Source organism: Streptomyces sp. ISL-100 (assembly GCF_018614615.1).
Lineage (GTDB): Bacteria > Actinomycetota > Actinomycetes > Streptomycetales > Streptomycetaceae > Streptomyces.
Genome location: NZ_JAGGOK010000041.1, coordinates 65,169 through 91,199 on the forward strand (window position 1 = coordinate 65,169; position 26,031 = coordinate 91,199).

Genomic DNA, 26,031 nt, shown 5'->3' on the forward strand with positions numbered 1-26,031 from the left:
CGCTAAGCCCGAAGGGCAGGTGATGGCCGCGTGCGGCGGCCCGGGAATCCCTCACCGGATTCCCGGGCCGCCGCCGGGCCGACCGTAGTGCTCGCATACCTCATCAGGCGGCTGACCGCCGTCGTCGTGATGCTGCTCGTGGTCACGCTCGTGACCTTCGGCATCTTCTACGTCATCCCGAAACTGACCGGCAGCGACCCCGCCGCGATGTTCATCGGCAAGCAGGCCGACCCAGGCGCGATCGAAGGTGTCCGGGAGAAGCTGGGCCTCGGCGATCCCATCCTGGTGCAGTTCTGGAACTTCGTCAGCGGCCTGTTCGTGGGCCGCGACTACACCGGTGGCGGCTCGTCGTTCCACTGCGACGCCCCGTGCTTCGGCTACTCCTTCCGTACGGAGCAGGAGATCTGGCCCGTACTCACCGAGCGGCTTCCCGTGACGCTGTCCCTGGCGGGCGGTGCGTGCGTGCTGTGGGTCATCGTCGGTGTCACCACCGGCATCATCTCCGCCCTCAAGCGGGGTACGGCGATCGACCGTACGGCGATGACCATCGCGCTGGCCGGTGTGTCGCTGCCGATCTACTTCACCGCCCTTCTCTCCCTGGCGATCTTCAGGACCCAGCTCGGCTGGTTCGACGCGGAATACGTGGACATCGCGTCGGATCCGCTCGCCTGGTTCAGCGGCCTGGTGCTGCCGTGGGTGACCCTCGCCTTCCTGTACGCGGCGATGTACGCCCGGCTCACCCGCGCCACGATGCTGGAGGTCCTGGGCGAGGACTACATCCGTACCGCCCGCGCCAAGGGCCTGAGCGAACCGGTGGTCGTCGGCAAGCACGCCCTGCGCTCGACGATGACGCCGATCCTCACCATCCTCGGCATGGACCTCGGCGCCCTGGTCGGCGGCGCGATCCTCACCGAGACCGCCTTCAGCCTGCCGGGCCTCGGCCAGGCGGCGGTCAAGGCGATCGGTGACTTCGACCTTCCGCTGATCCTGGGTGTCACGCTCATCGCCGCAGCGGCCGTGGTGCTCGCGAACCTCGTCGTGGACATCCTGTACTCCGTGATCGACCCCCGAGTGAGGCTCTCGTGACCGACCTGACGAAGACCGGTGCGGTCGGCGAGCCCGTACGCTCCGGCTCCCCGCGGCCGGACGCCTTCCTCGACGTACGCGACCTCAAGGTGCACTTCCCCACCGACGACGGGCTCGTCAAGTCGGTGGACGGCCTCTCCTTCCAGCTGGAGAAGGGCAAGACCCTCGGCATCGTGGGTGAGTCCGGCTCCGGCAAGTCGGTGACCTCGCTCGGCATCATGGGCCTGCACACCGTCGGCCAGTACGGCCGGCGCAAGGCCCAGATCTCCGGCGAGATCTGGGTGGACGGCAAGGAACTGCTGTCCGCCGACCCCGACGAGGTACGCAAGCTGCGCGGCCGCGAGATCTCGATGATCTTCCAGGACCCGCTGTCCGCGCTGCACCCGTACTACACGATCGGCCATCAGATCGTGGAGGCGTACCGCATCCACAACAAGGTCGACAAGAAGGCCGCCAAGCGGCGCGCGATCGAACTGCTCGACCGGGTCGGCATCCCGCAGCCCGACAAGCGGTTCGACGGCTACCCGCACGAGTTCTCCGGCGGTATGCGCCAGCGCGCGATGATCGCGATGGCGCTGGTCAACAACCCCGAACTGCTCATCGCGGACGAGCCGACCACCGCCCTGGACGTCACCGTCCAGGCGCAGATCCTGGACCTCATCCGCGATCTGCAGAAGGAGTTCGGCTCGGCGGTCATCATCATCACGCACGACCTGGGCGTCGTCGCCGAACTGGCCGACGACATCCTCGTGATGTACGGCGGCCGGTGCATCGAGCGCGGTCCCGCGGAGAAGGTCTTCTACGAGCCCCAGCACCCGTACACCTGGGGCCTGCTGGGCTCGATGCCGCGCATCGACCGCGACCAGACCGAGCGCCTCATCCCGGTCAAGGGCTCGCCGCCCAGCCTGATCAACATCCCGAGCGGCTGCGCCTTCCACCCGCGCTGCCCGTACGCGGACGTGCCCAAGGGCGGGATCACCCGCACCGAGCGCCCGGAACTCAAGGTGCTGCCCGGCAAGGAATCCGAACGGCACTACTCCGCCTGCCACATGGCGGCCGAGGACCGGACGCGGATCTGGACCGAAGAGATTGCGCCGAAGCTGTGAGCGAGACGAAGGATCCTGAAGTGACGATCCCGGAGCAGGCGTCCTCTTCGCCGTCGCCGTCGACCGAGCCGCTGCTCAGGGTCAGCGGCCTGGTGAAGCACTTCCCCATCAAGAAGGGCGTCCTCCAGCGCCAGGTCGGCGCGGTCCAGGCCGTCGACGGCCTCGACTTCGACGTACGCCCGGGGGAGACCCTGGGTGTGGTGGGCGAGTCGGGCTGCGGCAAGTCGACGATGGGCCGGCTGATCACGCGGCTGCTGGAGCCGACCAGCGGGAAGATCGAGTTCGAGGGACAGGACATCACCCACCTGGGCACCGCCCGGATGCGTCCGCTGCGCCGCGACGTCCAGATGATCTTCCAGGACCCGTACTCCTCGCTGAACCCGCGTCACACGGTCGGCACGATCGTCAGCGCGCCCTTCAAACTCCAGAACATCACGCCCGAGGGTGGGGTGAAGCGGGAGGTCCAGCGGCTCCTTGAGCTGGTGGGTCTCAACCCGGAGCACTACAACCGCTATCCGCACGAGTTCTCCGGTGGGCAGCGCCAGCGCATCGGCATCGCGCGGGCGCTCGCGCTCAAGCCGAAGCTGGTCGTCGCGGACGAGCCGGTGTCGGCGCTGGACGTGTCGATCCAGGCGCAGGTGGTGAACCTGCTGGACGACCTCCAGGACGAGCTCGGGCTGACGTATGTGATCATCGCGCACGACCTCTCGGTCATCCGGCACGTCTCGGACCGCATCGCCGTGATGTACCTCGGCAAGATCGTCGAGCTGGCGGACCGCAAGGATCTGTACGAGGCGCCCATGCACCCGTACTCCAAGGCGCTGCTGTCGGCCGTCCCGGTGCCCGACCCGCGCAGCAAGCACAAGCGCGAGCGCATCCTGCTCAAGGGCGATGTGCCGTCGCCGATCTCGCCGCCCTCGGGCTGCCGCTTCCACACGCGGTGCTGGAAGGCGACGGACATCTGCAAGACGCAGGAGCCGGTGCTGACCGCGCTCAAGACCGGCCACCAGGTGGCCTGCCACCACCCGGAGAACGCGCCGGACCAGGCACCGCAGTCGTCGACGGTGCTGGAGACGGCGCGGGAGGCGATCGAGATCGTCGACGTCACGCCGGCGGCGGCGGTTCCCGGGGAGGCGGCGGTTTCCGGGGATGAAACAGCGCCCGCGAACACGGAGGACGTGGGCAAGGATTAGAACCGGCACAATTGCCCGGTGTTCCAGGAACTCTTCACGCCCTCCGTCCAGCATTCGCTCGACATCGTCGGGATCTTCGTCTTCGCGATCTCCGGCGCCCTGCTCGCCGTGCGCAAGAATTTTGACGTATTCGGCATCGCGGTGCTCGCAGAGGTCACCGCGCTGGGCGGAGGGCTGCTCCGCGACCTCATCATCGGCGCGGTGCCGCCGGCCGCCTTCACCGATCTCGGGTACTTCACCACCCCGCTGATCGCGGCCGCACTGGTCTTTTTCCTGCATCCCGAGGTCGAACGCATCCAGGGCTCGGTCATGGCCTTCGACGCGGCCGGGCTCGGGCTCTTCTGCGTCACGGGCACCACCAAGGCGTACGACTACGGGCTCGGCCTGACCGCTTCGGCGGCCCTCGGCCTCGCGACCGCCGTCGGCGGCGGCGTACTGCGTGACGTCCTCGCCAACGAGGTGCCTTCGCTGCTGCGCTGGGACCGTGATCTGTACGCCGTCCCCGCGATCGTCGGGGCCGCCATGGTCGTCATGTTCATCCGCTTCGACGCGCTGAACGCGGTGACCAGCGGGATCGCCGTCGTCACGGCCTTCGTGCTGCGGCTGCTGGCGCTGCACTTCCACTGGCGGGCGCCGCGCGCCTGGAACCGGAGCTCGGCGAAGGCCGAGGAGCAGTCCGAGGCGACGACTTAGCCCGACCGCTTAGCTACCGCTTAGTAACGTGCCGGTGTACCGTGAATGCCATGGCACAGGCAACACAGGCATCCATCGGGGACAGCGAGTTCGACCGCGACACCGCGATCTCCCCGCGCGCATCGGAACCGGGCGTCTACGACGCGGAGCTCTCCGCAGGCTGGACGATCTTCGGCGCCGTCAACGGCGGCTACCTCCTCGCCCTGCTCGGCCGGGTGCTCGGCGACGCCCTGCCGCACTCCGATCCGTTCACGGTGTCGGCGCACTACCTGACACCTTCCGTCGCGGGCAAGGCGGTCGTCCGGACGCAGAGCGTCCGCAGCGGGCGCACTCTCTCCACCGGCCAGGCCTCCCTCTTCCAGTACGCCGAGGACGGCACCGAGGTCGAGCGGATCCGCGTCCTCGCCTCGTACGGCGACCTGGACGCCCTGACCGACGACGTCCGCACGACGGCCAAGCCGCCCGTCATGCCGCCGTACGAGCACTGCCTGGGGACCGAGGCCGGGCCCACGGCCATCCTGAGCAGCTCGGCCATCACCGAGCGGCTCAACATCCGGCTCGACCCCGCCACCGTCGGCTGGGCCGTAGGCGAGCCGTCCGGCAACGGCGAGATGCGCGGCTGGTTCGGCCTCGCCGACGGCCGCGACGCCGACCCGCTCTCGCTGCTGCTCACGGTCGACGCGCTGCCGCCGACCTCGTTCGAGCTGGGCCTGCAGGGCTGGACGCCGACCGTCGAACTCACCACCCACATACGCTGCCGGCCCGCCCCCGGACCGCTGCGCGTCTCCATCACCACCCGCAACCTCGCGGGCGGCTTCCTGGAGGAGGACGCGGAGGTCTGGGACAGCGCGGACCGGCTCGTCGCCCAGTCCCGCCAACTGGCACGGGCGCCGCGCGGCTAGGGCCTGTACGGCAAGATCGGCCGGACAGGGCCTGAGTCCCTCCGGGCGCAGTGGCGCGCCGGCCACCTGCCCGCGGCCACTCCCACCGACCGGCTGGTCCAGAGGCGCCCCGGAACCGGCGAACGCCTGTGCGGTGTTGGGGCGCCGGGCGGAGGAGCGGCCGGCAGCGGTGCGGTGCGGGGCCGGCGTCAGTCCAGCCAGTGGCGGCGGCCGAGGCTGACCAGGCGCAGCTGGCGGCGGGCGAGGGAAGCGGCGGCCTCGACGCGCTCGTCGCCGTACGGCTCGGCCTCCAGGAACGCGGACGCGGTCATCACCATGTGGTCGACGTAGACGTGCGCCAGCATCCGCAGGTCGTCCTCGCTCCAGCCCGCCGAGTCGGGCTGGGTGGCGAGCCAGGCCGCCACCTCGTCGGCGAACAGGCGCAGTTGCTCGCCTATCGCGGCGCGCACCGGCTCCACGCCGCCGTGGCGTTCGCGGGCGATGAAGCGGACATGCGCGGGGTACGCGCGGACGTGCCGGGCGACGAGGCCGACCGTACTGTCGATGCGCTCGGCGCTGTCGCCGGTCGCGGCGAGGGTCGCGCGGATCACCGCGTGCAGGCTGCCGAGAGCCTCGTCGACGAGCGCGACGCCAAGGTCGGCCGTGTCCCGGAAGTGCCGGTAGAAGGCGGTCGGGGCCACGCCGACGGCGCGGGTGACCTCGCGCAGACCGAGGCTGCTCAGGCTCTGGTCCTCGAGCAGTACGAGCGCCGCCTCCATGAGGGACTGGCGGGTCTTCTGCTTCTGGGCCTGGCGGATGCCGACGGTGTGACTCATGACATTCAGTAAACAACTGTTCTCTGTTGCGGGGAAGCGTGGGGGGAGGCCTAGACTGGGCAGTCAGTGAACAGTCGTACTCCCAGGAGGGGTTCACGTGTTCGTCCTCGTAGCGGCTCTGCTGTTGCTGGGGGTGCTGATGGGCTCGGTGGCCCACGTGCCGGTCCCGGTGTCCCTCGTCGCCGCCGCGCTCATCGGCGTCTGGCTGCTGGTCTTCGCCGCCCGTGAGCGTCACTCGCGACGGTCCACCCGAAGGAGCTGAACGCGCCATGGAGTTCACCGCATCCGCACGCAGCCGCACGGGGCTGCGGGACGCCGACGGCATGGCCGTCGCGTCGTTCGTACTCGGCCTCGTCGGACTGCTCGTACTCAACATCTTCCTCGGCCCCGTCGCCATCGTGCTGGCCGCCATGGCCCTGAAGCACGGCACCGAACGCCGGGGCAGAGCGCTGCTCGGGCTCGGCCTCGGAGTGGCCGACCTGGTGGTCCTCGCCGTGCTGGCCTCCGCCGACGGCAGCCTGTCCTGGACCTTCGGCGGCTGAAAGGGCGCGGAGGGAAAGCCGGCGGCGGCAAGGGCGGGACCGGGGAGCGTCCGGTGGGCTCGTAGAATCGAATCCACCATGGCTTACCTCGACCACGCCGCGACCACCCCGATGCTTCCGGAAGCGGTCGGGGCGATGACCGCCCAGCTCGCCGTCACCGGCAACGCGTCGTCTCTGCACGCCGCCGGCCGACGGGCGCGGCGTACCGTCGAGGAGGCCCGCGAGATGCTCGCGGAGTCCCTCGGCGCCCGGCCGAGCGAGGTGGTCTTCACCGCCGGCGGCACCGAGGCCGACAACCTCGCCGTCAAGGGTCTGTACTGGGCGCGGCGCGACGCCGACCCGCGCAGAACCCGGGTGCTGGCGAGCCCCGTCGAGCACCACGCGGTACTGGACGCCGTCCACTGGCTGGGCGAGCACGAGGGTGCGACCGTCGAGTACCTGCCGGTCGACTCGTACGGCCGGGTCCACCCGGAAGCACTCCGCGCCGCCATCGAACGCGACCCGTCCGACGTCGCCATGGCCACCGTGATGTGGGCCAACAACGAGATCGGCACCGTCATGCCGGTCCGCGAACTGGCAGACGTGGCCGCCGAGTTCGGCGTACCGCTGCATGCCGACGCGGTGCAGGCGTTCGGGCAGCTGGACGTCGACTTCGCCGCCTCCGGGCTGGCCGCGATGACCGTGTCCGGGCACAAGATCGGCGGGCCGTACGGCATCGGAGCGCTGCTGCTCGGCCGTGATTACACCCCCGTCCCCGTACTGCACGGCGGCGGCCAGGAGCGACACGTGCGCTCCGGCACGCTCGATGCCCCGGCCATCGCCGCGTTCGCGGTGGCGGGCCGGATCGCGGCCGAGCAGCGGGAGTGGTTCGCGCGCGAGATCGGCGGGCTGCGCGACGACCTGGTCGCGGCCGTACGCGCCGCGGTCCCCGAGGCGATCCTCGGCGGCGACCCGTCCCCGGGCGGCCGGCTGCCGGCCAACGCCCACTTCACCTTCCCGGGCTGCGAAGGCGACTCCCTGCTCCTGCTCCTCGACGCGCAGGGCATCGAATGCTCCACCGGGTCCGCCTGCACGGCCGGAGTCGCCCAGCCGAGCCACGTCCTGCTGGCCACCGGAACCGACCCCGACCTCGCGCGTGGCACCCTGCGCTTCTCGCTCGGGCACACGTCGACCGCCGAGGATGTGGCGGCGGTGGCGGAGGCGATCGGTCCGGCGGTGGAGCGGGCGCGTACGGCCGGACTCGTCTGACCTCGTGGACTACGCCTTGACAGGGGGCTGCCCCGCCAGCTCCTCCTTCACCAGCCGGAGGTAGCGGGCCCAGTCCCAGTGCGGGCCCGGGTCGGTGTGGTCGGTGCCCGGGACCTCGACGTGGCCGATGATGTGCTTCCGGTCGGCGGGTATCTCGTACCGACGGCAGATCCCGGCGGCGAGACGGGCCGACGAGCGGTACATGACGTCCGTGAAGTTCTCCGGCCGGTCGACGAAGCCTTCGTGCTCGATGCCGACACTGCGTTCGTTGTACGAGCGGTTACCGGCGTGGTAGGCGACGTCCAGCTCCCGCGCCATCTGCGCGATGTGGCCGTCCTTCGCCCGCACGATGTAATGCGCGGCGGCCGCGTGCAGCGGGTTCTTGAAGACGCGCACGGCCGAGGCGAAATTGCCCTGCGTCACGTGGATCACGATCCGGTCGATGGTGTAGTCGGCGGGACGGTCGGCGGTCCGCAGATTAGCGGCCGACGCGGCGACCCACTGGGCCCCCTTGTGATCCACCTCTCCCTCTACCCGCTGCTTGTCGATGCCCGGCACGAGCCACCACAGCCGGGACAGCTCTTCCCCGTACACGGCGGCCGTACCGCCCACGACGGCCGCCCCACCCCCGATGAACAGCGCCCGTCTGCTCACCCCTGCCACCCTCTTCTGCTCCATGAGCCCTTTAACGCTTTCGGCCCTGTCGGTGGTTCCGTCTACCCTGGTGGAGCTATGACTGAGACCCCGCGCCGCCTCCGTGTCCTCGCCGCCATGTCCGGTGGGGTCGACTCCGCCGTTGCCGCTGCCCGAGCCGCCGAAGCCGGGCACGACGTGACCGGCGTACACCTCGCCCTGTCCGCCAACCCGCAGTCGTTCCGTACGGGCGCGCGGGGCTGCTGCACGATCGAGGACTCGCGCGACGCGCGCCGGGCCGCCGACGTCATCGGCATCCCCTTCTACGTCTGGGACCTCGCCGAGCGCTTCCGCGAGGACGTGGTCGAGGACTTCGTCGCGGAGTACGAAGCCGGGCGCACCCCGAACCCCTGCCTGCGCTGCAACGAGAAGATCAAGTTCGCGGCGCTGCTCGACAAGGCGCTGGCGCTGGGCTTCGACGCGGTCGCCACCGGCCACTACGCGACCGTCGTCCTGAACGAGGACGGCAGCCGCGAGCTCCACCGCGCGTCCGACATGGCCAAGGACCAGTCGTACGTCCTCGGCGTCCTCGACGAGCGGCAGCTCGCGCACGCGATGTTCCCGCTCGGCGACACCCTCACCACCAAGGACGAGATCCGCGCGGAGGCCGAGCGCCGGGGTCTCGCGGTCGCGAAGAAGCCCGACAGCCACGACATCTGCTTCATCGCGGACGGCGACACCCAGGGCTTCCTGGCGAACCGTCTCGGTGGCAAGGCGGAGGGCGACATCCTCGACGAGTCGGGCACCAAGGTGGGCACCCACGAAGGCGCCTTCGGCTTCACCATCGGCCAGCGCAAGGGCCTGCGCATCGGCCACCCCGCCGCCGACGGCAAGCCACGCTATGTCCTGGACATCTCCCCGGTGAACAACACGGTGACGGTGGGCCCGGCAGAGGCCCTGGACGTCACCGCACTCACGGCCATCAAGCCCCGCTGGTGCGGTACGCCCCCGGCCGGCAGCGGCACGTACACGGCCCAGCTACGCGCGCACGGCGGCGAGACGCCGGTGACGGCGGAGCTGATCGACGGCTCGGAGCTCCGGGTCACCTTCACCGAGCCGGTGCGCGGGGTCGCCCCCGGCCAGGCGATCGTGCTGTACGACGGCACACGCGTAGTCGGCTCGGCAACAATCGCGACGACGAGCCGAGCGGCGGCGGCCTCCGTCTGATCCGGTGGAACGCCCGACGGCCTACGGCAGAAGAGTCAGGCACTATGCGTGGTGCTTGTCCCCGAGCGCGTCGAGAAGATTGTCATGGTCTTCAGGGAGACCTTGGAGCGGGTGCACTATGCGCCGAGCCTGTCCTCACACCGTTCACACGCAGCAGGAACAGGAGGTACGGCAAACGGTCGAAGCGCTCAACTCCCCTCTCTTGAACGTTCGATCGCACGCATGCTAGACAGCGCTTGCCCATCGCCCGCAGCTTCGCGGGCAGGCACCTCCCCCATAAGGAGCCCCCTGATGCGCAAGCGCACCGGCGCTCTCAGCGCCGCCGTCTCCTCCTTGGTCCTCCTGTCCATCTCTCCCGCCGAAGCCTCCGTCATCTGGGACGGCGACGCCTCCCGCGGCACCGGAGTGTTCTCCTCGCTCCTGTGCGACTCCCCCGGCAGCGTCGTCGCGCAGGACAACAACGACGGGCGCGGCAAGGTCTTCAAGTTCAACAAGCCGCTGGGCCTGGAGCGCTGCGAGGCGCACGGGATCAGCGTCGGCGGGTCCCGCTACACCTTCAAGAACAACTCGACCTATTACCTGGGCTGGGACACCTCCACCAACACCCCGGACGCCGGCACGATCTTCCAGTGGAAGTCGTACGGCACGGGCGACCAGCATCAGCAGAACTATCCAGTCCTGATGAAGGTCGAGGGCGGGGTCCTGAAGCTGTTCCACATCGAGGTCGGCGAGAAGTGGACCCTGAAGTGGTCCACGCCGGTCACCACCAGTACGTACAAGCGGATCGTGCTCGGCATCCACACCTCGAGCAGCGCCTCGTCCGGCTGGGTGGAGGCGTACTACAACGGCTCCAAGGTCGTCTCGTTCTCCGGCCGTACGTGGGACGACCTGGGCAATGACACCCGGTTCGGCACTTACGGCGCGGAGGTCAAGGACAAGCGCGTCATCAACTGGATCGACGGCCTGAAGGTGGGCACGTCGTACGGGGACGTGGACTGACCGCAGACGGTCCGGTGGTGATCTGCTCAGCCAAGTTGCGCGTCGTTCAGCAGGGTGCGGTCGAGGACCTGCTCAGCGGCCAGGTTCGTACCCCGGTGTCCCGATCAAGGCCGGGGAAGTTCGATTTCCCCGGCCTTGATTCCAAGCAGGAACGCGCGCAAGGAGGCACGGCTAGTTGCGACGATGGCAGCAGGACTCTCGCTCTCCCTGATCGAGATGCCGTTGCTGCGGGTTTCAGTCACCTCGACACAGTTGTTGCCCCCACCTGAGCAGAAGGACGAGCGCTGCCAATTCCGTTCGGGCAATTTCAGGACCTCTCACAGTTCACGGGCGATGGATCGTATGAGCTTCTGTGACTCGGCTGCGCAGAGCGCGGAGCGCTCCATCAAGTCCAACAGACAGCGGTAGTTTTCCAGCGGTGTCGGGGCGTCCACGAAGTGGGCACCAAAGGATGTGTCCAGTTGGACGGTGTCCAACTGGGGAACGGCGCCTTCGGCGTAGAGGATCGATTGTCCCGCTCCGTGGAAAGCACCGGCGCTGAACGGGATGACCAACAGTGTGATGTTGTCCCGCTCGGATGCGTCCGCGAGGTGGTCCAATTGGGCACGTGCAACATTTCGGCCGCCGAACTCCAGTCGAAGTGCGGCTTCGTGGATGATGCCGAGGTACGGAGTCGGGTGGTCGCCAACGAGGATGGCCTGACGGCCCATGCGGTGCGCGACCCGCAATTCCACCTCCAGGCGCGGCAGCTTCGGCACCGCGAAATCGAAGATGGCCCGGGCGTGGTCCTCCGTTTGGAAGAGGCCTGGCAGGTGCACGGTCTGAGCCGTTCTGATGCGCGTGGCGTGCCACTCAAGCTCGGACACATCGAGGTGCCCATCCGGGAGCTTGCCCCGGTACTCGTCCCACCAGCCCCGGCCCCGGCGTGTGCCGGCCATCGCGGCGAGTGCTTCGATCAGCCCGGAGTCCGGACACTTGTAGTGGCAGGCGAGTTGACGGACGCGCTCTTCGCTGAGCCCAGTCCGACCTGCCTCCACGTTGGAGATCATTGTGCGGTCGGCGCCGAGCATGCCGGCCGCGTCCTGAATTGAGATACCTGCCTGCTCACGCATGCGACGTACCTCGGTGGCCAAGCGTCGCTGGCGGCCTGTAGGTGTGTTCCGCGTTGCCATGGGTCCTCTCTCACGCGCGCGAACAGTCTGGCAGCCGCTGACACAGCGGTCCAGTGAGTCAGTCAACTAATCACTAGTTAGTGGTAGTTGAGCTCACATGTGAGTTGCTTTGCGCTAGCGTGTGACCCGTACCACTCGCGTAGTCGTCGTCGACGGAAGCGCACCGGTCCACCCTGCCCGCCCGGGACGGCAGGTTCAGCGACCGGCATTGCCACTGCTCACACCTCAACGTCGCTGGTACACACCCACTCGCACGCACTCAGGATGTGTCTCGTGAGGACAGAACCCGCTCCCATCCCGTTCCACCAACCCTGGCAGTACGAGCTCAGTTTCCCCTGCGACCCGCGCAGCCCCCGAATCGCCCGCACCACCCTGCGCGCCATCCTCGCGGCCCACCAGCTCGATGAACTCAGCTACCGCGCCGAGCTGTTGACCTCCGAGCTCGCCACGAACTCCGTACGCCACACCAAGGGGCCCGCCGCCGTCCGCCTGCACTGGCTGCACCCCGTCCTGCGTATCAGCGTCTGGGACATGAGCCCGGACCTGCCAAAGCCTCTGCGCAAGGCGGTGTCCGTGTACGACGAGGAGGGGCGCGGGCTCGCGATCCTCGAACTCGTCGCTGACCGGTGGGGCGGGTGCGCGATGGGAGAGGGGCCGTACGGACCCGGCGGCAAGACCATCTGGTTCGAACTCGCCGTCACGGACGGGCTCCCCACCAAGGTCTTGGCTGGTGCCCCCGCCTTGAGGCGGGAGCGTAGGTCATCTTAAAAGGGCGGCGCGGAGCTCCGCCGTATCGCTGCGAAGCAGGAACGTTCAGACGGGGGCGCTGTTGGTTCTCGATGTACTGGCGCACGGCGGTCAGTGGTGCCCCCGCCGCAGCTTCCGGGGAAGTGAGAGCGGGACCAGGAGTGCCCGTGCATGATGCCGCGGTTGACTTGGCCGATGGACTTCTGACGCAAGCGCCGGGAGCTGACGCCCTTGAGGCTGTTGGCCAGCTTGGCCAGGGCGACCTTGGGCGGGTGGCGCACCAGGAGGTGCACGTGATCGCGCTCGCCGTTGAACTCCTCCAGCTCCGCCTCGCAGTCGGCGCACACGGCCCGCATGATCTCCTGAAGGGTGCAAACGACGTGCGCACTGGGTCTTACGTCAGGGGCTGCCTGTCATTGTGGGACAGGGCGACCTTGGGCGGGTAGTGCACGAGAAGGTGCACGTGGTCCTCTTCGCCGTTGAACTCGCGTAGCTCTGCCTCGAAGCTCTGGCATACCTCGCGCATGACCTCTTCGCAGCGTGTCAGCATCTCGTCGGTGAAGACTCCGCGCCGGTACTTGGTGACGAAGACCAGGTGTGCGTGAAGGTTGTACATGACGTGTCGTCCCCGGCGTAGATCGGGGTTTGGTTCCCAGCGTGGTGACATAGACCAAGCGTGGTATGAATCAAGCGAACTCGGCTGAAAGGGGGTGGGCCGGATGATCCGGGCGTACAAGTTCCTCATGCGGCCCACTGTGGGTCAGACGATCGCGCTCGGCGAGATGCTGCGTGATCACTGCTCCTTTTACAACGGGGCGTTGCAGGAACGACGCGACGCCTACCGGCACGCGTCGAAGACGAGCATCAAGTACGGGATACAGTCCGCGCAGCTCAAGGACATCCGGGCGTTCGACCCGGAGCGTCAGGGCCGCTGGTCGTTCTCCTCGCAACAGGCCACCTTGCGCCGTCTCGACAAGGCGTTCGCCGCGTTCTTCCGCCGGGTCAAGTCCGGCGAGACACCCGGTTACCCGCGCTTTCGCGGGGTGAACTGGTTCGACACGGTGGACTTCCCGAAGGACGGAGACGGCTGCCGGTGGGATTCCACCCCGCACGACCCGGTCACCCGCGTCCGCTTCCAGGGCGTCGGGCACGTCAAGGTCAACCAGCACCGGCCCGTAGTCGGCAGGGTCAAGACCGTCTCGGTCAAGCGCGAGGGCAAGCGCTGGTACGTCGTGCTGACCGCAGAGCAGCCCCAGCCCGAGCCGCTGCCCGCAACCGGCAGTGTCGTCGGCATCGACATGGGCATAGCCAACTTCCTCGCCGACTCGAACGGCGAGTTCGTTCCCAACCCGCGCCACGGCCGGAAGGCGGCCGAGAAACTCGAAGCTGCGCAGCAGGCTCACCAACTCCGTTAGTCATCCCTAGTGTTGTGCATATATGTTTGCGTGTATGGAGTTGCTGCGTATGTCCAAGGCCGCGAACCGTCTGGGTATCCACCCGATGACGCTTCGCCAGTGGGCTATCGACGGCAAGATCCCGTTCTCGTGGGTCGGCCGTGAGCGCCGGTTCTCCTCGGTTGATGTGGAGAACATGAAGCGCGGCAGCGACTCTGCCGCTTCTCGTCCGAGGCGGGAGGTTTTGTATGTGCGTGTGTCCGGCTCGTCCGGGCAGGAGTCCTCGCTGGCCGCGCAGGAAGAGGAGTTGCGGGCAACCGCCTCGGGTGAGGTCGTGAAGGTCGTCAAGGACCGTGGTTCGGGCCTGCGAGAGAACCGGCCCGGCTTGAACCGGGTGTTGGCGATGGTCTCCGACGGCAGCGTGAGCGTGGTTCGGGTGACGCATGAGGACCGGCTGGCCCGGTTCGGAGTGGGCTGGCTCAAGCGCTTGTTCGCCGTGTACGGCGTCACTCTGGAGGTCTTGCATCCGAAGAAGTCCGGTGGCCGGGACGAGTTGCTGGAGGACTTCGTTTCCCTGGTCACCACGTTCGCCGGGCGTCTGTACGGGATGCGTTCGGCCGAGGCCCGCAAGCGGCTACTCGCCGAGACCGGCCAATGCACTGCCGATGGTGACCGGTGAGCCGGAAGCTGCCGCTCGCCGAGGGCGAGACCTCCCGCACCGCATGCGCACGCGGCCTGCTGCGCACGGCCGTGGATGAGAGGACCGGCGAGCTGCTGCCCGCCGCTGTGCTGGCGGAGCGTGTCGGCTGGGCCGCTGATCTGGTGTCGGGCATGGTCACCGCGCTGACCGGTGAGCACTGGAGCACGGCCGATGTGGACGTACTGGCCGCCGGGGAGGATGCCGGGGGCCGGAAGCTGCCGTCGAACGCATGGATGGCCCTGCGGCGTCTCGGCTGGACCGTCACCGCCCCCGAGGGCATCAAGATCAACGACCGGATCGTGCGCATGGCCCAGGAACAGGCCGGGCGTTCGCTGCGGTCGGCGAAGTGGCGTACCAATCTGGTGGCCGGGGTCCTGGCCGCGTGGCCCGCCGATCCAGCCAAGCGCACCGCCGAGGAATGGGATCAGGTTCGCGCAGCCGTGCCCGGAGGGCAGCACCTGCCGTCCAGCGTGATCAAGTCCCGCACCCGTCAAGCGGTCGCGTTTGAGCGCAAGCACGGGCGGCTTCCAGTCGATGTGTTCGAGCTGGAGCCCGCGCCCCGCGTGGCGCGGATGCTGCTGCTGTCCGCGTGCGACGGGCAGCAGGCCACCATGGAACGCGCCGGCGAGCCAGGCCGGGCGCTGCTTCGGCTTCAGCTTCCTACTCGTCCCGACCCGCGCACGTACGCGGACTGGACGTGGGTGGCCTGCCCGATCTCGCTGCCGCCGACGATCCCGACCGGCGCGGTCCTGCACCTGCCCACCCTGCGTGTGTCCGGTGGCCGGGTGCGCGCCGATCTCGCCTACACCCACGCCGTCCCCAAGACCGCCAGCACCGGGCACACGATTGCGCTCGGCGTGGACTGGGGCCTGAACACGCTGCTGTCCGCAGGTGCCGCCCGGCTCCACGATGACGGCCGTATCACCGCCCTTGGGCACGGCGCCCAGTTCCGGGCTTCCGGAGTGCTGGCCAAACAGCACCGACTCCGGCGGCTGTCCGAGTGCCTCCACGCCAAGGCCGACCACTACCAGCGACTCATCGACGGCCACGCACCCGACCCGGCCCTGGCCGACAAGCACGCGGTCCTGGTGGAAGAATTCCGCCGAGTGTCCGCCCGCCGCTCGAACCTCAACGACGCTCTCGCGTGGGCTGCCGCCCGCTGGGCCGTCGACCAGGCCATCGCCGCCGGAGCGAGCGTCATCTACCAGGAAGACCTGCGGTCGATGGAAGCCAAAGGCATGGGCCGCACGCACAACACCCGCATGTCCCAGACCGTGCGCGGGCAGATTGCCGACCGCATGCGGCACCTCGCCGCCGAGACCGGCATCGCCGTCGTCACCGTCCCGGCCCGGAACACCTCCAAGCACTGCCCCCAGTGCCTCACCCCGCTCAGGCACCGCAAAGCCCCCGACCGCCCCACTGTCGCGGGCTGGAAGTGGGCCATCTGCCCCGACCGTTACGGCTGCGGCTGGCAGGGCGACCGCGACCACGGGGCATGGCGGCGTATCGCCGCACGCGGCCTGACCCACCAGACCAAGACCGTCACCGACCGCACCAGCGGCACCGTGGTCATCCGATCCGTCGTGGGCACCCTCGAAGCCAAAGCCGTGGTCACCCCGACCACGAACACCAGCCGGGACCGGTCGAAGACCGGACCCACCCGGCACCAGACAACACGCCCTGCGCCCAGGCGACGCAGGGCACCCTCCCCCACCGCACCCTCGGGCCCGGCGGGCAAGCGTCCGGAGGGACACGCCCCAACGGACCGGACCCGGCTGCCCCGCGCAGCCCACCGGCACCAGAGCATGACGACGATCAGCACACCCACCACCGGCCACAGGCCACGAGGGGCAGCACTGGGCGCGGGCTTCCACTTGCACGCTCACGCTACCCCTCCTCGGTGGGCAGAATCCGTGCCAGACACTACGTCTGTCATGGGATCGCTTAGCTGATTAGAGACGCTCTTTCCCGGTGCAAGCGCGGCTCAAAGCGCCGCCGCAGAGCCGTGGAGACCGTGGCCCGGCTGCACCGCAAGGTGCGCCGTCAGCGACTCGACCACGCACACAAGACGGCGCTTGATCTCGTACGCGAGCACGACTTCACCGCTCACGAAGCCCTCAAGATCCGCAACATGAGCCGGACAGCCGCCCCGAAGCCGGACCCCGACAAGCCAGGCAGCTTCCTGCCCAACGGGGCCGCGTCCAAGGCCGGGCTCAACCGTTCGATCGCCGATGCCGGATGGGGGGTGTTCCTTACGATCCTGCACGCCAAGGCTGAGAGCGCCGGACGGGAAGTGATCGCCGTGGACCCCCGCAACACCTCCCGGCGGTGCCCCGAATGCGGGCACACTGCCAAGGAGAACCGGCCCACACAGGAGAAGTTCCGCTGCGTCTCGTGCGGCCACCAGGCGCACGCTGACACGGTGGGCGCTCTCAACGTTCTACGGGCCGGGCTGGTCCGTCGCGACGCCAACCTGGCATAGCGAGAAGCCCCCTCCTTTTAGGAGGGGGAGGAGTCACGTACTTGCTGACGATCTCGTCTGTTGTTGTTGTCCTTCTGCCCCGCGCCCGCGCTCAGCCCGAAGACCTTCGCGCGGATGGTGCCGTCCGCGCTGTCACTGGTCCGCTGTTTCACATCTTTGCGGAGCGCCGCGGCGTAACGGGGCGGTCGTGGAGGTAGAAGCAGATGCTGTACGTCAGGGGCTGATCGCGGTGGGCTCACGCCGTGAAGAAGTCCCGCAGCACCGGGGCCAGAACGTGCGGTGACACGTCGTGGACCTGGCCCGTCAGGGTGCGGTGCCTGCCGCAGCGCACCGCCTCCGCGACCCGCCGGGCAGCGTCACGCATCGCAGGCGGGCTCGCCCCGCCGTCGACGACGAGCACCGGCGGTCTGACGGACGCCAGCCGTTCCACCGGCACCGTGCCGTCGCCCATCACCGCGTCGTCGTACGCCAGAGTCGGTGCCACCGCCTCCAGTTCCGGCCACATCGGTGCCTCGCGCACCTGCGCGACGCCCTCGGGCTCCATGCCCACCACCGACAGGAAGAGCTCGGCGGCGCCCCCGCGGTCGCCGGCCGCCAGGAGTTCGCCGAGGCGTGTCGTGTACCGCGCCTTGGCGATCCTGTCGCTCGGTTCGACGACGGTGAAGGGCGGCTCGTACACGGCGATCCTGTCGAACGGCACGCCGCTCGCCGCCGCCTCCAGGACCAGCGCCCCGCCCGACGACATGCCGTACACCGACACGGGGCCGCGCTCTTCCTCGACCAGGGCCGCCAAGTCCTCGACCTCGCGGGCGACCGCGTAGGGCGGAGTGTCCCCGCTGTCGCCGCGGCCGCGCCTGTCGTACGTGACGACGCCGAATCGCGGCGCGAGCAACGCCGCCAGCGGCACCTCGGCGCTGCCCGTGCTGAACGCACCGCCCACCAGGATCAACGACGGCCCCCCGCCCCGCCGTTCACAGGCGATGGGCGTGCCGTCACGGGAAATCACTTTGGTCATGAGGTGCTGACCGGCCGACGCCCGGGAACTCATCGCTCCCGCGAGAGGAAAATTCAGTCCGTACCGAGAATCTCCGTCTCGTAGAAGCAGAAGTGGCCCTTCACGGCCGCCACTTCCGGCACCGGGTCGAGGTAGGCCCACACCAGATCGGGGGCGTCCGGCAGTGACCAGTACGACGCGTATCCCTTGAAGGGACAGTGGGTGCGCCGGTCGGATGTCGTCAGCAGGTCGGTCCTGACGTCCTCGGGCGGGAGGTAGTAACGCACCGGCAGGCCGGTCTCGCGCAGCAGCAGCGGGCGGCGGCTCTCCGCCAGCACCTGCCCGCCGTGCGTGACACGTACATGCGTGGTGCCCTGCTCGACGGTGATGCGGTGTCCTGCGGTCACGGGTGACCCTCTCTTCGGTCTCCAGGGCTCTGTGGTGCGACAGCCCTCTCTCACACTCCAGCATCCGCGCGGCGTAGGTTCTTCCCCATGGCACTGAACATCTGCGTCTTCCTCTCCGCCGCCGACCTCGACGAGCGCTACACCCGCCCCGCCCGCGAATTCGGCGAACTGATCGGCAAGGGCGGCCACACCCTGGTGTGGGGCGGCTCGGAGGCTGGCCTGATGAAGGTCGTCGCGGACGGCGTGCAGGAGGCCGGCGGGCGGCTCGTCGGCGTATCGGTGGAGTTCTTGCACACCGTGGCGCGCGAGAACGCCGACGAGATGGTGATCGCCAAGGACCTCGCCGAACGCAAGGCGCTGCTGCTCGCCAAGTCCGACGCGGTCGTCGTCATGGTCGGCGGCACCGGCACGCTGGACGAGGCCACCGAAATACTTGAGCTGAAGAAGCACGGCCTGCACACCAAGCCGGTGGTGCTGCTCAACACGGCCGGTTTCTACGACGGCCTCAAGCTGCAGTTCCAGCGGATGGAGGCCGAGGGCTTCCTGCCCGTACCCCTCGCCGACCTGGTCTTCTTCGCGGAAGACGGCGTCGCGGCACTCGCCTACCTTGAGGAGTCCGCAGGAGTGCGGTAGTGCGAGCATGGGCCCTATGGCTACACATGTGATCACCGGAGCGGGATCGGGCATCGGCGCGGCCGTCGCCCGCCGCCTGCACGAGCGCGGCGACGACGTCGTCCTGATGGCCCGCGACGCGGGCCGCGCCAAGCAGCTCGCCGAGGCTTTCCCCGGCGCCCGTACGCTCGTCGGCGACCTCGCGAACCCGGACCGGCTCTCCTGGGCGTTCTCCCACCAGCCGATGCCGGAGCGGGTGGACTCGCTGCTGCACATCGCGGGCGTCGTCGACCTCGGCCGGATCGGCGACCTCGGCACCAAGGCCTGGCACCACCAGCTCAACGTGAACCTGATCTCCCCGGCCGAGCTGACCCGGCTCTTCCTGCCCCAACTCCGCCAGGACAAGGGCCACGTGGTCTTCGTCAACTCGGGCGCCGGCCTTGTCGCGCATGCCGAATGGGGCCCGTACGCCGCGAGCAAGCACGGCCTGAAGGCCCTCGCCGACTCCCTGCGTCAGGAGGAGCACGGCAACGGCGTGCGGGTGACCTCGGTCTATCCGGGGCGTACCGCCAGCGCCATGCAGGAGAAGGTCCATCAGCAGGAGGGCAAGGAGTACGACCCGTCGCGCTGGATCGATCCCGAGTCGGTCGCGACGACGATCCTCATGGCCCTCGACCTCCCGCGCGACGCCGAGGTCAACGACCTGTCCGTGAGGCCGGGCCGATGAGCGAGCACACGGGCGAGTACGTATGGGGACCCGCGACCGGCGTCGGATCCATGCCCGGTGGAGACGCCCGCGAGACCGCCAGGACCGTCACCGGCAGCTTCGAGGACTTCCCGTACCTCGCGGAGCTCCCCGCGCGCGGCCCCGGGGCCGACATGATCGGGCGGACCGCCGGAATGCTCGTCGAGATGTACGTCCATCTCGAACCCAGCGGCTGGCGCTTCAGCGACCGGCCGGGGCGCGACACCCGGCGCGCCCGGTCCTGGCTGGGGGAGGACCTCGACGCGCTGGAGGAGTTCACCCAGGGGTACACGGGGCCGCTGAAGGTGCAGGCCGTCGGGCCGTGGACGCTGGCGGCAGGAGTGGAAACGCGCAACGGCGAGGCCGTGCTCCGCGACCCGGGCGCGGTCCGCGACCTCGCGGGCTCGCTGGCGGAGGGCCTGCGCGCGCATCTCGCGGAGGTGCGGCGGCGGGTGCCGGGCGCGCAGGTGGTGCTCCAGCTCGACGAGCCGTCGCTGACGGCCGTACTGCGCGGGCAGGTCAGGACCGCCAGCGGATACCGGACGTACCGGGCGGTGGACCGTCAGGTCGTCGAGGGGACGCTGCGGGACGTGATGGGGGTCAGCGACGGCCCGGTGGTCGTGCACTCCTGCGCGCCGGACGTGCCGTTCGCACTGCTGCGCCGGGCCGGCGCCGCGGGGGTGTCGTTCGACTTCTCTCTGCTCACCGAGCGTGACGAGGAGTCGATCGGTGAGGCGGTGGAGGGCGGTACGCAGCTGTTCGCCGGAATCGTGCCGGGCACCGACACGGCATTGTCAGACCCGGCCGGTAGCGTCATGGGTGTCAGGACGCTGTGGCGCAGGCTGGGGCTGAATCCGGGGACTCTGGCGGAGTCCCTGGTGCTCACTCCGTCGTGCGGGCTCGCGGGGGCTTCTCCCGCGTACGCGCGCGCCGCGCTCGCGCACTGCGCCAGGGCCGCGAGATCGCTCGCGGACAACCCTGAGTAACGGGAATCGGAAACGGGAGGACAAGACGGTGGCTGGCGAACAGCAGGCGGCGGTACCCGCTGAGGCACGGGATCGGCACGCACAGGTCGCTGAGCAGGTCGAGGAGCACCGCTTCCGGTACTACGTGAAGGACCAGCCGGTCATCAGCGACGCCGAGTTCGACCAGCTGCTGCGGACGCTGGAGGCGCTGGAGGACGAGTATCCGGAGCTGCGTACGCCCGACTCGCCGACCCAGAAGGTCGCGGGGGCGTACGAAACGGAGTTCACGGCCGTCCAGCACCGCGAGCGCATGCTCTCTCTCGACAACGCCTTCGACGACGAGGAGCTGACGGCCTGGGGCGAGCGTGTCGCGGGTGAGCTGGGCGCCGTGCCGTACCACCTGCTGTGCGAGCTGAAGGTGGACGGCCTCGCGGTCAATCTGACGTACGAGAAGGGGCGCCTGACGCGGGCCGCGACGCGCGGCGACGGGCGCACGGGCGAGGACATCACGCCCAACGTCCGTACGATCGCGGGCATCCCGGACCGGCTGAAGGGCGACCGGATCCCGGACCTGGTCGAGATCCGCGGCGAGGTCTACTTCCCGATGGAGAAGTTCCAGGAGCTGAACGCGCGGCTGGTGGCGGCCCAGGACAAGCCCTTCGCCAACCCGCGTAACGCGGCGGCCGGTTCACTGCGGCAGAAGGACCCCAAGGTCACCGCGAGCCGCCCGCTGCACATGGTGGTGCACGGCATCGGGGCCCGTGAGGGCTTCGACATCGACCGCCTGTCGCAGGCGTACGACTTGCTGCGCGAGTGGGGCCTGCCGGTCGCGCAGCACAACAGGGTCGTGAACGACCTCGCGGGCGTACGGGAGTTCATCGCGTACTTCGGCGAGAACCGGCACTCCGTGGAGCACGAGATCGACGGCGTCGTCGTCAAGCTCGACGAGATCCGGCTTCAGGGCCGCCTCGGCTCGACCTCGCGGGCGCCGCGCTGGGCCATCGCCTGGAAGTACGCGCCGGAGGAGGTCAACACCAAGCTGGTCAACATCCGGGTGGGCGTGGGGCGTACGGGGCGTGTGACGCCGTACGCCCAGGTGGAGCCGGTGACGGTCGCCGGTTCCGAGGTCGAGTTCGCCACCCTGCACAACCAGGAAGTGGTGAAGGCCAAGGGCGTACGCATCGGGGACACGGTGGTGCTGCGCAAGGCGGGCGACGTCATCCCCGAGATCCTGGGGCCGGTGGTGGACCTGCGGGACGGCAGCGAGCGGGAGTTCGTGATGCCGTCCGAGTGCCCCGAGTGCGGTACGCCGCTGCGGCCGATGAAGGAGGCCGACATCGACCTCCGCTGCCCCAACGCCCGCTCCTGCCCTGCCCAGTTGCGGGAGCGGCTGTTCTATCTGGGCGGCCGCAAGTCCCTGGACATCGAGAACTTCGGGTACGTCGCGGCGGCCGCGCTCACCAGGCCGCTGGAGCCGGCCGAGCCGCCGCTGCGCGACGAGGGCGACCTGTTCGACCTCAAGGTCGAGCAGCTGCTGCCCATCAAGTCGTACGTACTGGACCAGGATTCGGGGCTTCCCAAGCGTGACCCGAAGACGGGTGAGGAGAAGGTCGTCACCTTCTTCGCCAACCAGGAGGGCGAGCCGAAGAAGAACACCCTCGCCATGCTGGAGAACATCGCGGCTGCGAAGGAGCGGCCGCTGGCCCGGGTCATCACCGGTCTTTCCATCCGGCATGTGGGACCGGTCGCGGCGGAGGCGCTGGCCCGCGAGTTCCGTTCGCTGGAGCGGATCGAGGAGGCGACGGAGGAGAAACTGGCCGCCGTGGAGGGGGTCGGGCCGACCATCGCCGCCTCGCTCAAACAGTGGTTCGAGGAGGACTGGCACCGGGAGATCCTGCGCAAGTGGCGGGCGGCCGGGGTCCGGATGGAGGAGGAGGGCGCCGGTGAGGAGCATGGGCCGCGTCCGTTGGAGGGCCTGACAGTCGTGGTGACCGGGACCCTGCAGAACTACACGCGGGATGGCGCGAAAGAGGCGCTCCAGGGCCTTGGCGCAAAAGTGACCGGATCTGTTTCAAAGAAGACCGGATTTGTGGTGGTCGGCGACAGCCCCGGCTCGAAGTACGACAAGGCCATGCAGTTGAAGGTGCCGGTCCTGAACGAAGAGGGATTCGCCGTCCTTTTGGCGGAGGGTCCGGACGCGGCCCGTGAAGTGGCTGTGCCGACCGAGGAGTAGGCGCGGCGTGGGACGGGGAAAGGGGCGGTGAGAGGGGGGGAAGAACCGCAGTCGGGATCACCCGTTCAGCGCATAGCAGACGGACGCGGGTGGCTGGGTCGCATTCGGGCAACAGCGGTGGACAGCTGCCCGGGAGAGCCTTCTGCGGCCTACTGTTGAGATGTGCGCCTGCCGTGCACGGCTGCAACGGGTGTCCCCTGCCCATGAGGAGCCTGGGGAAGGGATTTCAGTCGTGGATGGCATGACAACGGGGCCATCGCTTGGCACGGGCACCGCCGGCTGTGAGAGGGACGGAATGAAACCCACCGGAGTTGCCGACCCGGCCTCACGGCTGCGGCGGTGGGCAGGCGCCCCGAGGGCGCTGCCCACCGCCGTCGTGACACTGGCCGCCCTCGTCCTGGCCACCGGGATCTTCCGCGCCCTGACCGGGGACCGCGCGCTGTTCCCCGACGGCACGGTCGGCTGGTCCCTCGCGCTGCTGACCGGGATCATCGTCGGCCATCTCGTCGCCCTCGGCCGCGACCGCTGGTGGGGCGGCACGGGATCGGGCGCCGCGCTCACCCTGGCCGTGCTTCTGCTGTACGGCTGGGTGCCCGCCGGTCTGGTCAGCCTGGCGGTCGTGGTGCTGGTCGGCATGGCCCGCAGGCACCGCTGGAAGCAAGGACTGCTGCACGGCGCGGTGGACATACTCGGGATAGGCGCCGCAGCGCTCGTCCTGGCCGTGTTCGGCGACGTACCGACCGTCGAGAAGCCCTGGCAGCCGCTGGCGTGGGGGATCGAGACGGTCCCGGAAGTCGTGCTCGCCGCCACGACGTATCTCGCCCTCACCCGGCTGCTCCTCTGGTACGCGCTGGCGCCGCGGGGCGGACGGCTGCCGTCCGTCGCCCGGACAGCCCTGTACCGGCAGGCGCTCGTCGCGGTCGCCCTGCTCGGCATCGCACCCCTGATCTGCGTGATCGCGGTGGCGCTTCCCGTGCTGCTGCCGCTGTTCGCCGTACCGCTGATAGCGCTGGACTCCACGCTGTGGATCGCCAGGGCCCGGGCGGAGGAGCAGCTGCGGGACCCGCTGACGGGGCTGCCGAACCGGCAGTGGCTGCTGGAGCGGGCCTGGCCCGCGCTGGAGGAAGCCGAGAACATCGGCACCAGGTCCGCTCTCGTGCTGATAGACCTCGACCGTTTCCGGGCGGTCAACGACACGCTCGGCCACCTGGCGGGCGACCGGCTGCTGATCCAGATAGCCGACAGGCTGCGCCTGGCGCTGCCGCGCGGGGCGGAGGCCGCGCGGCTCGGCGGGGACGAGTTCGCGGTCCTGCTCCCGAAGGCGGACTCGACGACCAGTGCGCAGCGCGTCGCCAGGCATCTGGTGGCCGAACTCTCCTCGCCGCTCGACCTGGACGGCCTGACGCTCGTTCTGGAGGCCAGTGCGGGTGTCGCCGTCTTCCCCGACCACGCGCTGGACGCGGAAGGGCTGCTGCGGCGCGCGGACGTGGCCATGTATCAGGCCAAGCGCGACCGTACGGGCGTAGAGGTCTACGAATCGAAGCGGGACAGCAACACGCCGGACCGGCTGGGCCTGCTGGGCGACCTGCGGCGCGCGCTGGACGCGAGCGAGGTCGAGCTCCACTATCAGCCGAAGGTCCGCTTCGACGGGCAGGTCGCCGGCCTGGAAGCGCTGGTCCGGTGGGTGCACCCGGAGCGCGGGCGGGTCTCCCCGGACGAGTTCATCGCGATCGCGGAGTCGTCGGGGCTGATGCCGCACCTGACGGAGTACGTCCTGGAGACCGCGCTCGCGCAGGTCGCCCGCTGGCGGGCGCAGGGGCTGAACACTCCGGTGGCCGTGAACGTCTCGCCGCGCGACGTGCACACGCCCGGCTTCGCCGGCGCGGTCGCCGCCCGGCTCGCCCGGCACGGTGTTCCCGCCGGATCCCTCCAGCTGGAGATAACGGAGCACGTGCTCCTGGAGGACCCGCAGCGGGCCGCGGACACGCTGGCCGGACTCACCGGGCACGGCGTGAAGATGTCCCTGGACGACTTCGGTACGGGCTACTCCTCCCTCGTCCACCTCCGCCGGCTCCCGGTGAGCGAGCTCAAGATCGACCGGTCGTTCGTGGCCCGGCTGGCCGTCGACAACGAGGACGCCGAAATCGTCCGCTGTACGGTCGACCTCGCCCACTCGCTCGGCCTGCTGGTCGTCGCCGAGGGCGTCGAGGACGACGAGACGTGGGAGCGGCTGCGGGATCTGGGCTGCGACGCGGTGCAGGGCTGGCTGGTGGCCGCCGCCATGCCGCCGGACGAGGCGACGGCCTGGCTCCTGGCCCGGGGCGAGCGGGGCTGGCACCGCCAGGTCGACCTGGACCGGGTCGCCGCGGCCGCGGCCCTGGAGGAGACCCAGCGCCAGTCCCCGGCCTCGGCGCCGTCCGGCCAGGCGGTGAACTAGCCCCCGCTTCCCAGCTGCGGGCCGGCGGGTACGGCCCGGGGCTGCGGCCCGGTGGTGCGTGCGCCCGGCCTGGCGGTCGGCCGGGGTGCCCACCCGCGACATCCGCGTCACCCGTGCCGGAGGCGGGGAACGGCGCCTGCTGCATGCGTCGGCGGTGGGCACTGGGCACTGGAGGCCCGCGACTTATGCGCCAGCCGCACGGGCGGTGCGGCTGGGAGACCACCCGGCCGGAGGCCGGCCCGTACCCACCGGCCCGCGGGCGGCAATGGCCCGCAGCGGGCACCAGGGCAGCCGCAGCTCGCCCCGCTCCGCGCCCCCGCTGGCAATCCGTTTCGTGGACAGGGGGCCCGGCCCCATAGGATTGGGCCAAAATCCACACACTCACCCCTGAGGATCGCTGCATGCCTGGCATCACGCGCGAGGAGGTCGCCCACCTCGCACGGCTGGCGCGTCTGGAGCTGAAGGGCGAAGAGCTCGATCACTTCGCCGGTCAGCTCGACGACATCATCGGCGCGGTCGCCCGCGTCTCCGAGGTCGCCGACCAAGACGTACCGCCGACCTCCCACCCGCTGCCGCTGACCAACGTCATGCGCGCGGACGAGGTCCGTCCGTCGCTCACCCCGGAGCAGGCCCTCTCCGGCGCCCCCGCCCAGGAGCAGCAGCGTTTCAAGGTGCCGCAGATCCTGGGGGAGGACTAAA

Annotated in this window: 26 protein-coding genes and 3 pseudogenes; 21 read left to right on the plus strand and 8 right to left on the minus strand. The window is 69.5% G+C overall.

Annotation, left to right across the window (positions count from 1 at the left end):
• The first annotated feature begins 87 nt into the window (after positions 1-87).
• From J7E89_RS18510 to J7E89_RS18530, 5 genes are read left to right on the plus strand one after another with little or no spacing between them, the layout of a single operon-like run.
• On the plus strand, positions 88-1,086 hold the full coding sequence (locus tag J7E89_RS18510) for an ABC transporter permease (protein WP_214975108.1): 999 nt from the start codon (positions 88-90) through the stop codon (positions 1,084-1,086).
• Positions 1,083-2,192 carry an ABC transporter ATP-binding protein gene (locus tag J7E89_RS18515; RefSeq protein ID WP_214974842.1) on the plus strand — a complete coding sequence of 370 codons (1,110 nt, stop codon included), beginning with the start codon at positions 1,083-1,085 and terminating at the stop codon, positions 2,190-2,192. Before J7E89_RS18510 ends, J7E89_RS18515 begins: the two co-directional genes overlap by 4 nt.
• A gap of 20 nt (positions 2,193-2,212) precedes the next feature.
• A complete protein-coding gene (locus J7E89_RS18520) occupies positions 2,213-3,385 on the plus strand; it encodes a dipeptide ABC transporter ATP-binding protein (RefSeq protein ID WP_308315521.1) in 1,173 nt (390 codons plus the stop codon).
• A gap of 18 nt (positions 3,386-3,403) precedes the next feature.
• Positions 3,404-4,078, plus strand: a complete 675-nt coding sequence (locus J7E89_RS18525) for a trimeric intracellular cation channel family protein (protein ID WP_214974846.1) — start codon at positions 3,404-3,406, stop codon at positions 4,076-4,078.
• Positions 4,079-4,128: 50 nt separating this feature from the next.
• On the plus strand, positions 4,129-4,980 hold the full coding sequence (locus J7E89_RS18530; protein WP_214974848.1) for a thioesterase family protein: 852 nt from the start codon (positions 4,129-4,131) through the stop codon (positions 4,978-4,980).
• A 188-nt stretch (positions 4,981-5,168) separates the two neighbouring features.
• On the opposite strand, the gene J7E89_RS18535 is transcribed toward J7E89_RS18530, so the two are convergent.
• Positions 5,169-5,795, minus strand: a complete 627-nt coding sequence (locus J7E89_RS18535) for a TetR family transcriptional regulator (protein WP_214974850.1) — start codon at positions 5,793-5,795, stop codon at positions 5,169-5,171.
• 97 nt (positions 5,796-5,892) lie between these two features.
• Here J7E89_RS18535 and J7E89_RS18540 point away from each other — a divergent pair, with 97 nt between their 5' ends.
• The 3 genes from J7E89_RS18540 (at position 5,893) to J7E89_RS18550 (ending at position 7,585) form a co-directional block, all read left to right on the plus strand.
• Positions 5,893-6,057 carry a hypothetical protein gene (locus tag J7E89_RS18540; protein WP_214974852.1) on the plus strand — a complete coding sequence of 55 codons (165 nt, stop codon included), beginning with the start codon at positions 5,893-5,895 and terminating at the stop codon, positions 6,055-6,057.
• Between the two features lie 7 nt (positions 6,058-6,064).
• On the plus strand, positions 6,065-6,337 hold the full coding sequence (locus tag J7E89_RS18545; protein WP_214974854.1) for a DUF4190 domain-containing protein: 273 nt from the start codon (positions 6,065-6,067) through the stop codon (positions 6,335-6,337).
• Positions 6,338-6,415: 78 nt separating this feature from the next.
• Positions 6,416-7,585, plus strand: coding sequence for a cysteine desulfurase family protein (locus tag J7E89_RS18550; RefSeq protein WP_214974856.1), 1,170 nt, complete (start codon positions 6,416-6,418; stop codon positions 7,583-7,585).
• A 9-nt stretch (positions 7,586-7,594) separates the two neighbouring features.
• Here the strand turns inward: J7E89_RS18550 and J7E89_RS18555 are convergent, their stop codons facing one another.
• A complete protein-coding gene (locus J7E89_RS18555; protein ID WP_214974859.1) occupies positions 7,595-8,263 on the minus strand; it encodes an N-acetylmuramoyl-L-alanine amidase in 669 nt (222 codons plus the stop codon).
• Between the two features lie 54 nt (positions 8,264-8,317).
• Here J7E89_RS18555 and mnmA point away from each other — a divergent pair, with 54 nt between their 5' ends.
• A complete protein-coding gene (mnmA, locus tag J7E89_RS18560; protein ID WP_214974861.1) occupies positions 8,318-9,445 on the plus strand; it encodes a tRNA 2-thiouridine(34) synthase MnmA in 1,128 nt (375 codons plus the stop codon).
• A gap of 291 nt (positions 9,446-9,736) precedes the next feature.
• Complete coding sequence (locus tag J7E89_RS18565; protein ID WP_214974863.1) at positions 9,737-10,444, plus strand: heparin lyase I family protein; 708 nt, start codon at positions 9,737-9,739, stop codon at positions 10,442-10,444.
• 104 nt (positions 10,445-10,548) lie between these two features.
• Here the strand turns inward: J7E89_RS18565 and J7E89_RS18570 are convergent, their stop codons facing one another.
• Together J7E89_RS18570 and J7E89_RS18575 are read right to left on the minus strand one after the other, a co-directional pair.
• Positions 10,549-10,749, minus strand: coding sequence for a DUF397 domain-containing protein (locus J7E89_RS18570; RefSeq protein WP_214974864.1), 201 nt, complete (start codon positions 10,747-10,749; stop codon positions 10,549-10,551).
• 12 nt (positions 10,750-10,761) lie between these two features.
• A complete protein-coding gene (locus J7E89_RS18575) occupies positions 10,762-11,616 on the minus strand; it encodes a Scr1 family TA system antitoxin-like transcriptional regulator (RefSeq protein ID WP_214975111.1) in 855 nt (284 codons plus the stop codon).
• Positions 11,617-11,889: 273 nt separating this feature from the next.
• Between J7E89_RS18575 and J7E89_RS18580 the strand changes: the two genes are divergently transcribed.
• The gene (locus J7E89_RS18580) at positions 11,890-12,384 is read left to right on the plus strand and encodes an ATP-binding protein (RefSeq protein ID WP_308315522.1); all 495 of its coding nucleotides are present in this window, start codon (positions 11,890-11,892) and stop codon (positions 12,382-12,384) included.
• Here J7E89_RS18580 and tnpA (J7E89_RS18585) read toward each other — a convergent pair.
• Both tnpA (J7E89_RS18585) and tnpA (J7E89_RS18590) read right to left on the minus strand, forming a co-directional pair.
• On the minus strand, positions 12,381-12,719 hold the full coding sequence (gene tnpA, locus J7E89_RS18585; RefSeq protein WP_251060728.1) for an IS200/IS605 family transposase: 339 nt from the start codon (positions 12,717-12,719) through the stop codon (positions 12,381-12,383). The two genes, J7E89_RS18580 and tnpA (J7E89_RS18585), sit on opposite strands and share 4 nt — an antisense overlap.
• A 48-nt stretch (positions 12,720-12,767) precedes the next feature.
• A pseudogene (tnpA, locus tag J7E89_RS18590) lies at positions 12,768-13,030 on the minus strand (IS200/IS605 family transposase); the annotation flags it as partial.
• Positions 13,031-13,082: 52 nt separating this feature from the next.
• On the opposite strand from tnpA (J7E89_RS18590), the pseudogene J7E89_RS18595 reads away from it, so the two are divergent.
• The 4 genes and pseudogenes from J7E89_RS18595 to J7E89_RS18610 all read left to right on the plus strand — a co-directional run.
• Positions 13,083-13,763: pseudogene (locus J7E89_RS18595) on the plus strand (RNA-guided endonuclease InsQ/TnpB family protein); the annotation flags it as partial.
• A gap of 49 nt (positions 13,764-13,812) precedes the next feature.
• The gene (locus tag J7E89_RS18600) at positions 13,813-14,436 is read left to right on the plus strand and encodes an IS607 family transposase (RefSeq protein ID WP_214974866.1); all 624 of its coding nucleotides are present in this window, start codon (positions 13,813-13,815) and stop codon (positions 14,434-14,436) included.
• Entirely contained in the window at positions 14,433-16,409 is a 1,977-nt protein-coding gene (locus J7E89_RS18605; protein WP_308315523.1) for a zinc ribbon domain-containing protein, read from the plus strand. The genes J7E89_RS18600 and J7E89_RS18605 overlap by 4 nt, the downstream gene beginning before the upstream one ends.
• 8 nt (positions 16,410-16,417) lie before the next feature.
• A pseudogene (locus J7E89_RS18610) lies at positions 16,418-16,939 on the plus strand (RNA-guided endonuclease InsQ/TnpB family protein); the annotation flags it as partial.
• Between the two features lie 235 nt (positions 16,940-17,174).
• Here the strand turns inward: J7E89_RS18610 and J7E89_RS18615 are convergent.
• The gene (locus J7E89_RS18615) at positions 17,175-17,954 is read right to left on the minus strand and encodes an alpha/beta fold hydrolase (RefSeq protein ID WP_214974868.1); all 780 of its coding nucleotides are present in this window, start codon (positions 17,952-17,954) and stop codon (positions 17,175-17,177) included.
• 53 nt (positions 17,955-18,007) lie between these two features.
• Positions 18,008-18,340 carry a DUF427 domain-containing protein gene (locus J7E89_RS18620; RefSeq protein ID WP_214974870.1) on the minus strand — a complete coding sequence of 111 codons (333 nt, stop codon included), beginning with the start codon at positions 18,338-18,340 and terminating at the stop codon, positions 18,008-18,010.
• 93 nt (positions 18,341-18,433) lie between these two features.
• Here J7E89_RS18620 and J7E89_RS18625 point away from each other — a divergent pair, with 93 nt between their 5' ends.
• The 6 genes from J7E89_RS18625 to gatC all read left to right on the plus strand — a co-directional run bounded on the left by J7E89_RS18625 (position 18,434) and on the right by gatC (position 26,030).
• Positions 18,434-18,973 (plus strand): TIGR00730 family Rossman fold protein, encoded by a 540-nt coding sequence (locus J7E89_RS18625; RefSeq protein ID WP_214975117.1) that lies wholly within the window; start codon positions 18,434-18,436, stop codon positions 18,971-18,973.
• A gap of 16 nt (positions 18,974-18,989) precedes the next feature.
• On the plus strand, positions 18,990-19,679 hold the full coding sequence (locus tag J7E89_RS18630; RefSeq protein ID WP_214974871.1) for an SDR family oxidoreductase: 690 nt from the start codon (positions 18,990-18,992) through the stop codon (positions 19,677-19,679).
• Positions 19,676-20,683: a methionine synthase gene (locus tag J7E89_RS18635; protein WP_214974872.1), complete on the plus strand. Its 1,008-nt coding sequence runs from the start codon at positions 19,676-19,678 to the stop codon at positions 20,681-20,683. Before J7E89_RS18630 ends, J7E89_RS18635 begins: the two co-directional genes overlap by 4 nt.
• Positions 20,684-20,711: 28 nt before the next feature.
• Complete coding sequence (gene ligA, locus J7E89_RS18640) at positions 20,712-22,895, plus strand: NAD-dependent DNA ligase LigA (protein ID WP_214974873.1); 2,184 nt, start codon at positions 20,712-20,714, stop codon at positions 22,893-22,895.
• Positions 22,896-23,190: 295 nt separating this feature from the next.
• A complete protein-coding gene (locus J7E89_RS18645) occupies positions 23,191-25,332 on the plus strand; it encodes a bifunctional diguanylate cyclase/phosphodiesterase (RefSeq protein WP_214974874.1) in 2,142 nt (713 codons plus the stop codon).
• 401 nt (positions 25,333-25,733) lie between these two features.
• Positions 25,734-26,030 (plus strand): Asp-tRNA(Asn)/Glu-tRNA(Gln) amidotransferase subunit GatC, encoded by a 297-nt coding sequence (gene gatC, locus J7E89_RS18650; protein ID WP_015036350.1) that lies wholly within the window; start codon positions 25,734-25,736, stop codon positions 26,028-26,030.
• Position 26,031 lies beyond the last annotated feature (1 nt).

Coding starts and splice junctions, on each gene's coding strand:
- J7E89_RS18550 (WP_214974856.1), top strand. CDS start 6,416: ATGGCTTACCTCGACCACGCCGCGACCACCCCGATGCTTCCGGAAGCG.
- J7E89_RS18600 (WP_214974866.1), top strand. CDS start 13,813: ATGGAGTTGCTGCGTATGTCCAAGGCCGCGAACCGTCTGGGTATCCAC.
- J7E89_RS18635 (WP_214974872.1), top strand. CDS start 19,676: ATGAGCGAGCACACGGGCGAGTACGTATGGGGACCCGCGACCGGCGTC.
- J7E89_RS18545 (WP_214974854.1), top strand. CDS start 6,065: ATGGAGTTCACCGCATCCGCACGCAGCCGCACGGGGCTGCGGGACGCC.
- J7E89_RS18565 (WP_214974863.1), top strand. CDS start 9,737: ATGCGCAAGCGCACCGGCGCTCTCAGCGCCGCCGTCTCCTCCTTGGTC.
- gatC (WP_015036350.1), top strand. CDS start 25,734: ATGCCTGGCATCACGCGCGAGGAGGTCGCCCACCTCGCACGGCTGGCG.
- J7E89_RS18535 (WP_214974850.1), bottom strand. CDS start 5,795: ATGAGTCACACCGTCGGCATCCGCCAGGCCCAGAAGCAGAAGACCCGC.
- J7E89_RS18575 (WP_214975111.1), bottom strand. CDS start 11,616: ATGGCAACGCGGAACACACCTACAGGCCGCCAGCGACGCTTGGCCACC.
- J7E89_RS18645 (WP_214974874.1), top strand. CDS start 23,191: ATGAAACCCACCGGAGTTGCCGACCCGGCCTCACGGCTGCGGCGGTGG.
- J7E89_RS18530 (WP_214974848.1), top strand. CDS start 4,129: ATGGCACAGGCAACACAGGCATCCATCGGGGACAGCGAGTTCGACCGC.
- J7E89_RS18615 (WP_214974868.1), bottom strand. CDS start 17,954: ATGACCAAAGTGATTTCCCGTGACGGCACGCCCATCGCCTGTGAACGG.
- J7E89_RS18630 (WP_214974871.1), top strand. CDS start 18,990: ATGGCTACACATGTGATCACCGGAGCGGGATCGGGCATCGGCGCGGCC.
- J7E89_RS18555 (WP_214974859.1), bottom strand. CDS start 8,263: ATGGAGCAGAAGAGGGTGGCAGGGGTGAGCAGACGGGCGCTGTTCATC.
- tnpA (WP_251060728.1), bottom strand. CDS start 12,719: ATGCGGGCCGTGTGCGCCGACTGCGAGGCGGAGCTGGAGGAGTTCAAC.
- mnmA (WP_214974861.1), top strand. CDS start 8,318: ATGACTGAGACCCCGCGCCGCCTCCGTGTCCTCGCCGCCATGTCCGGT.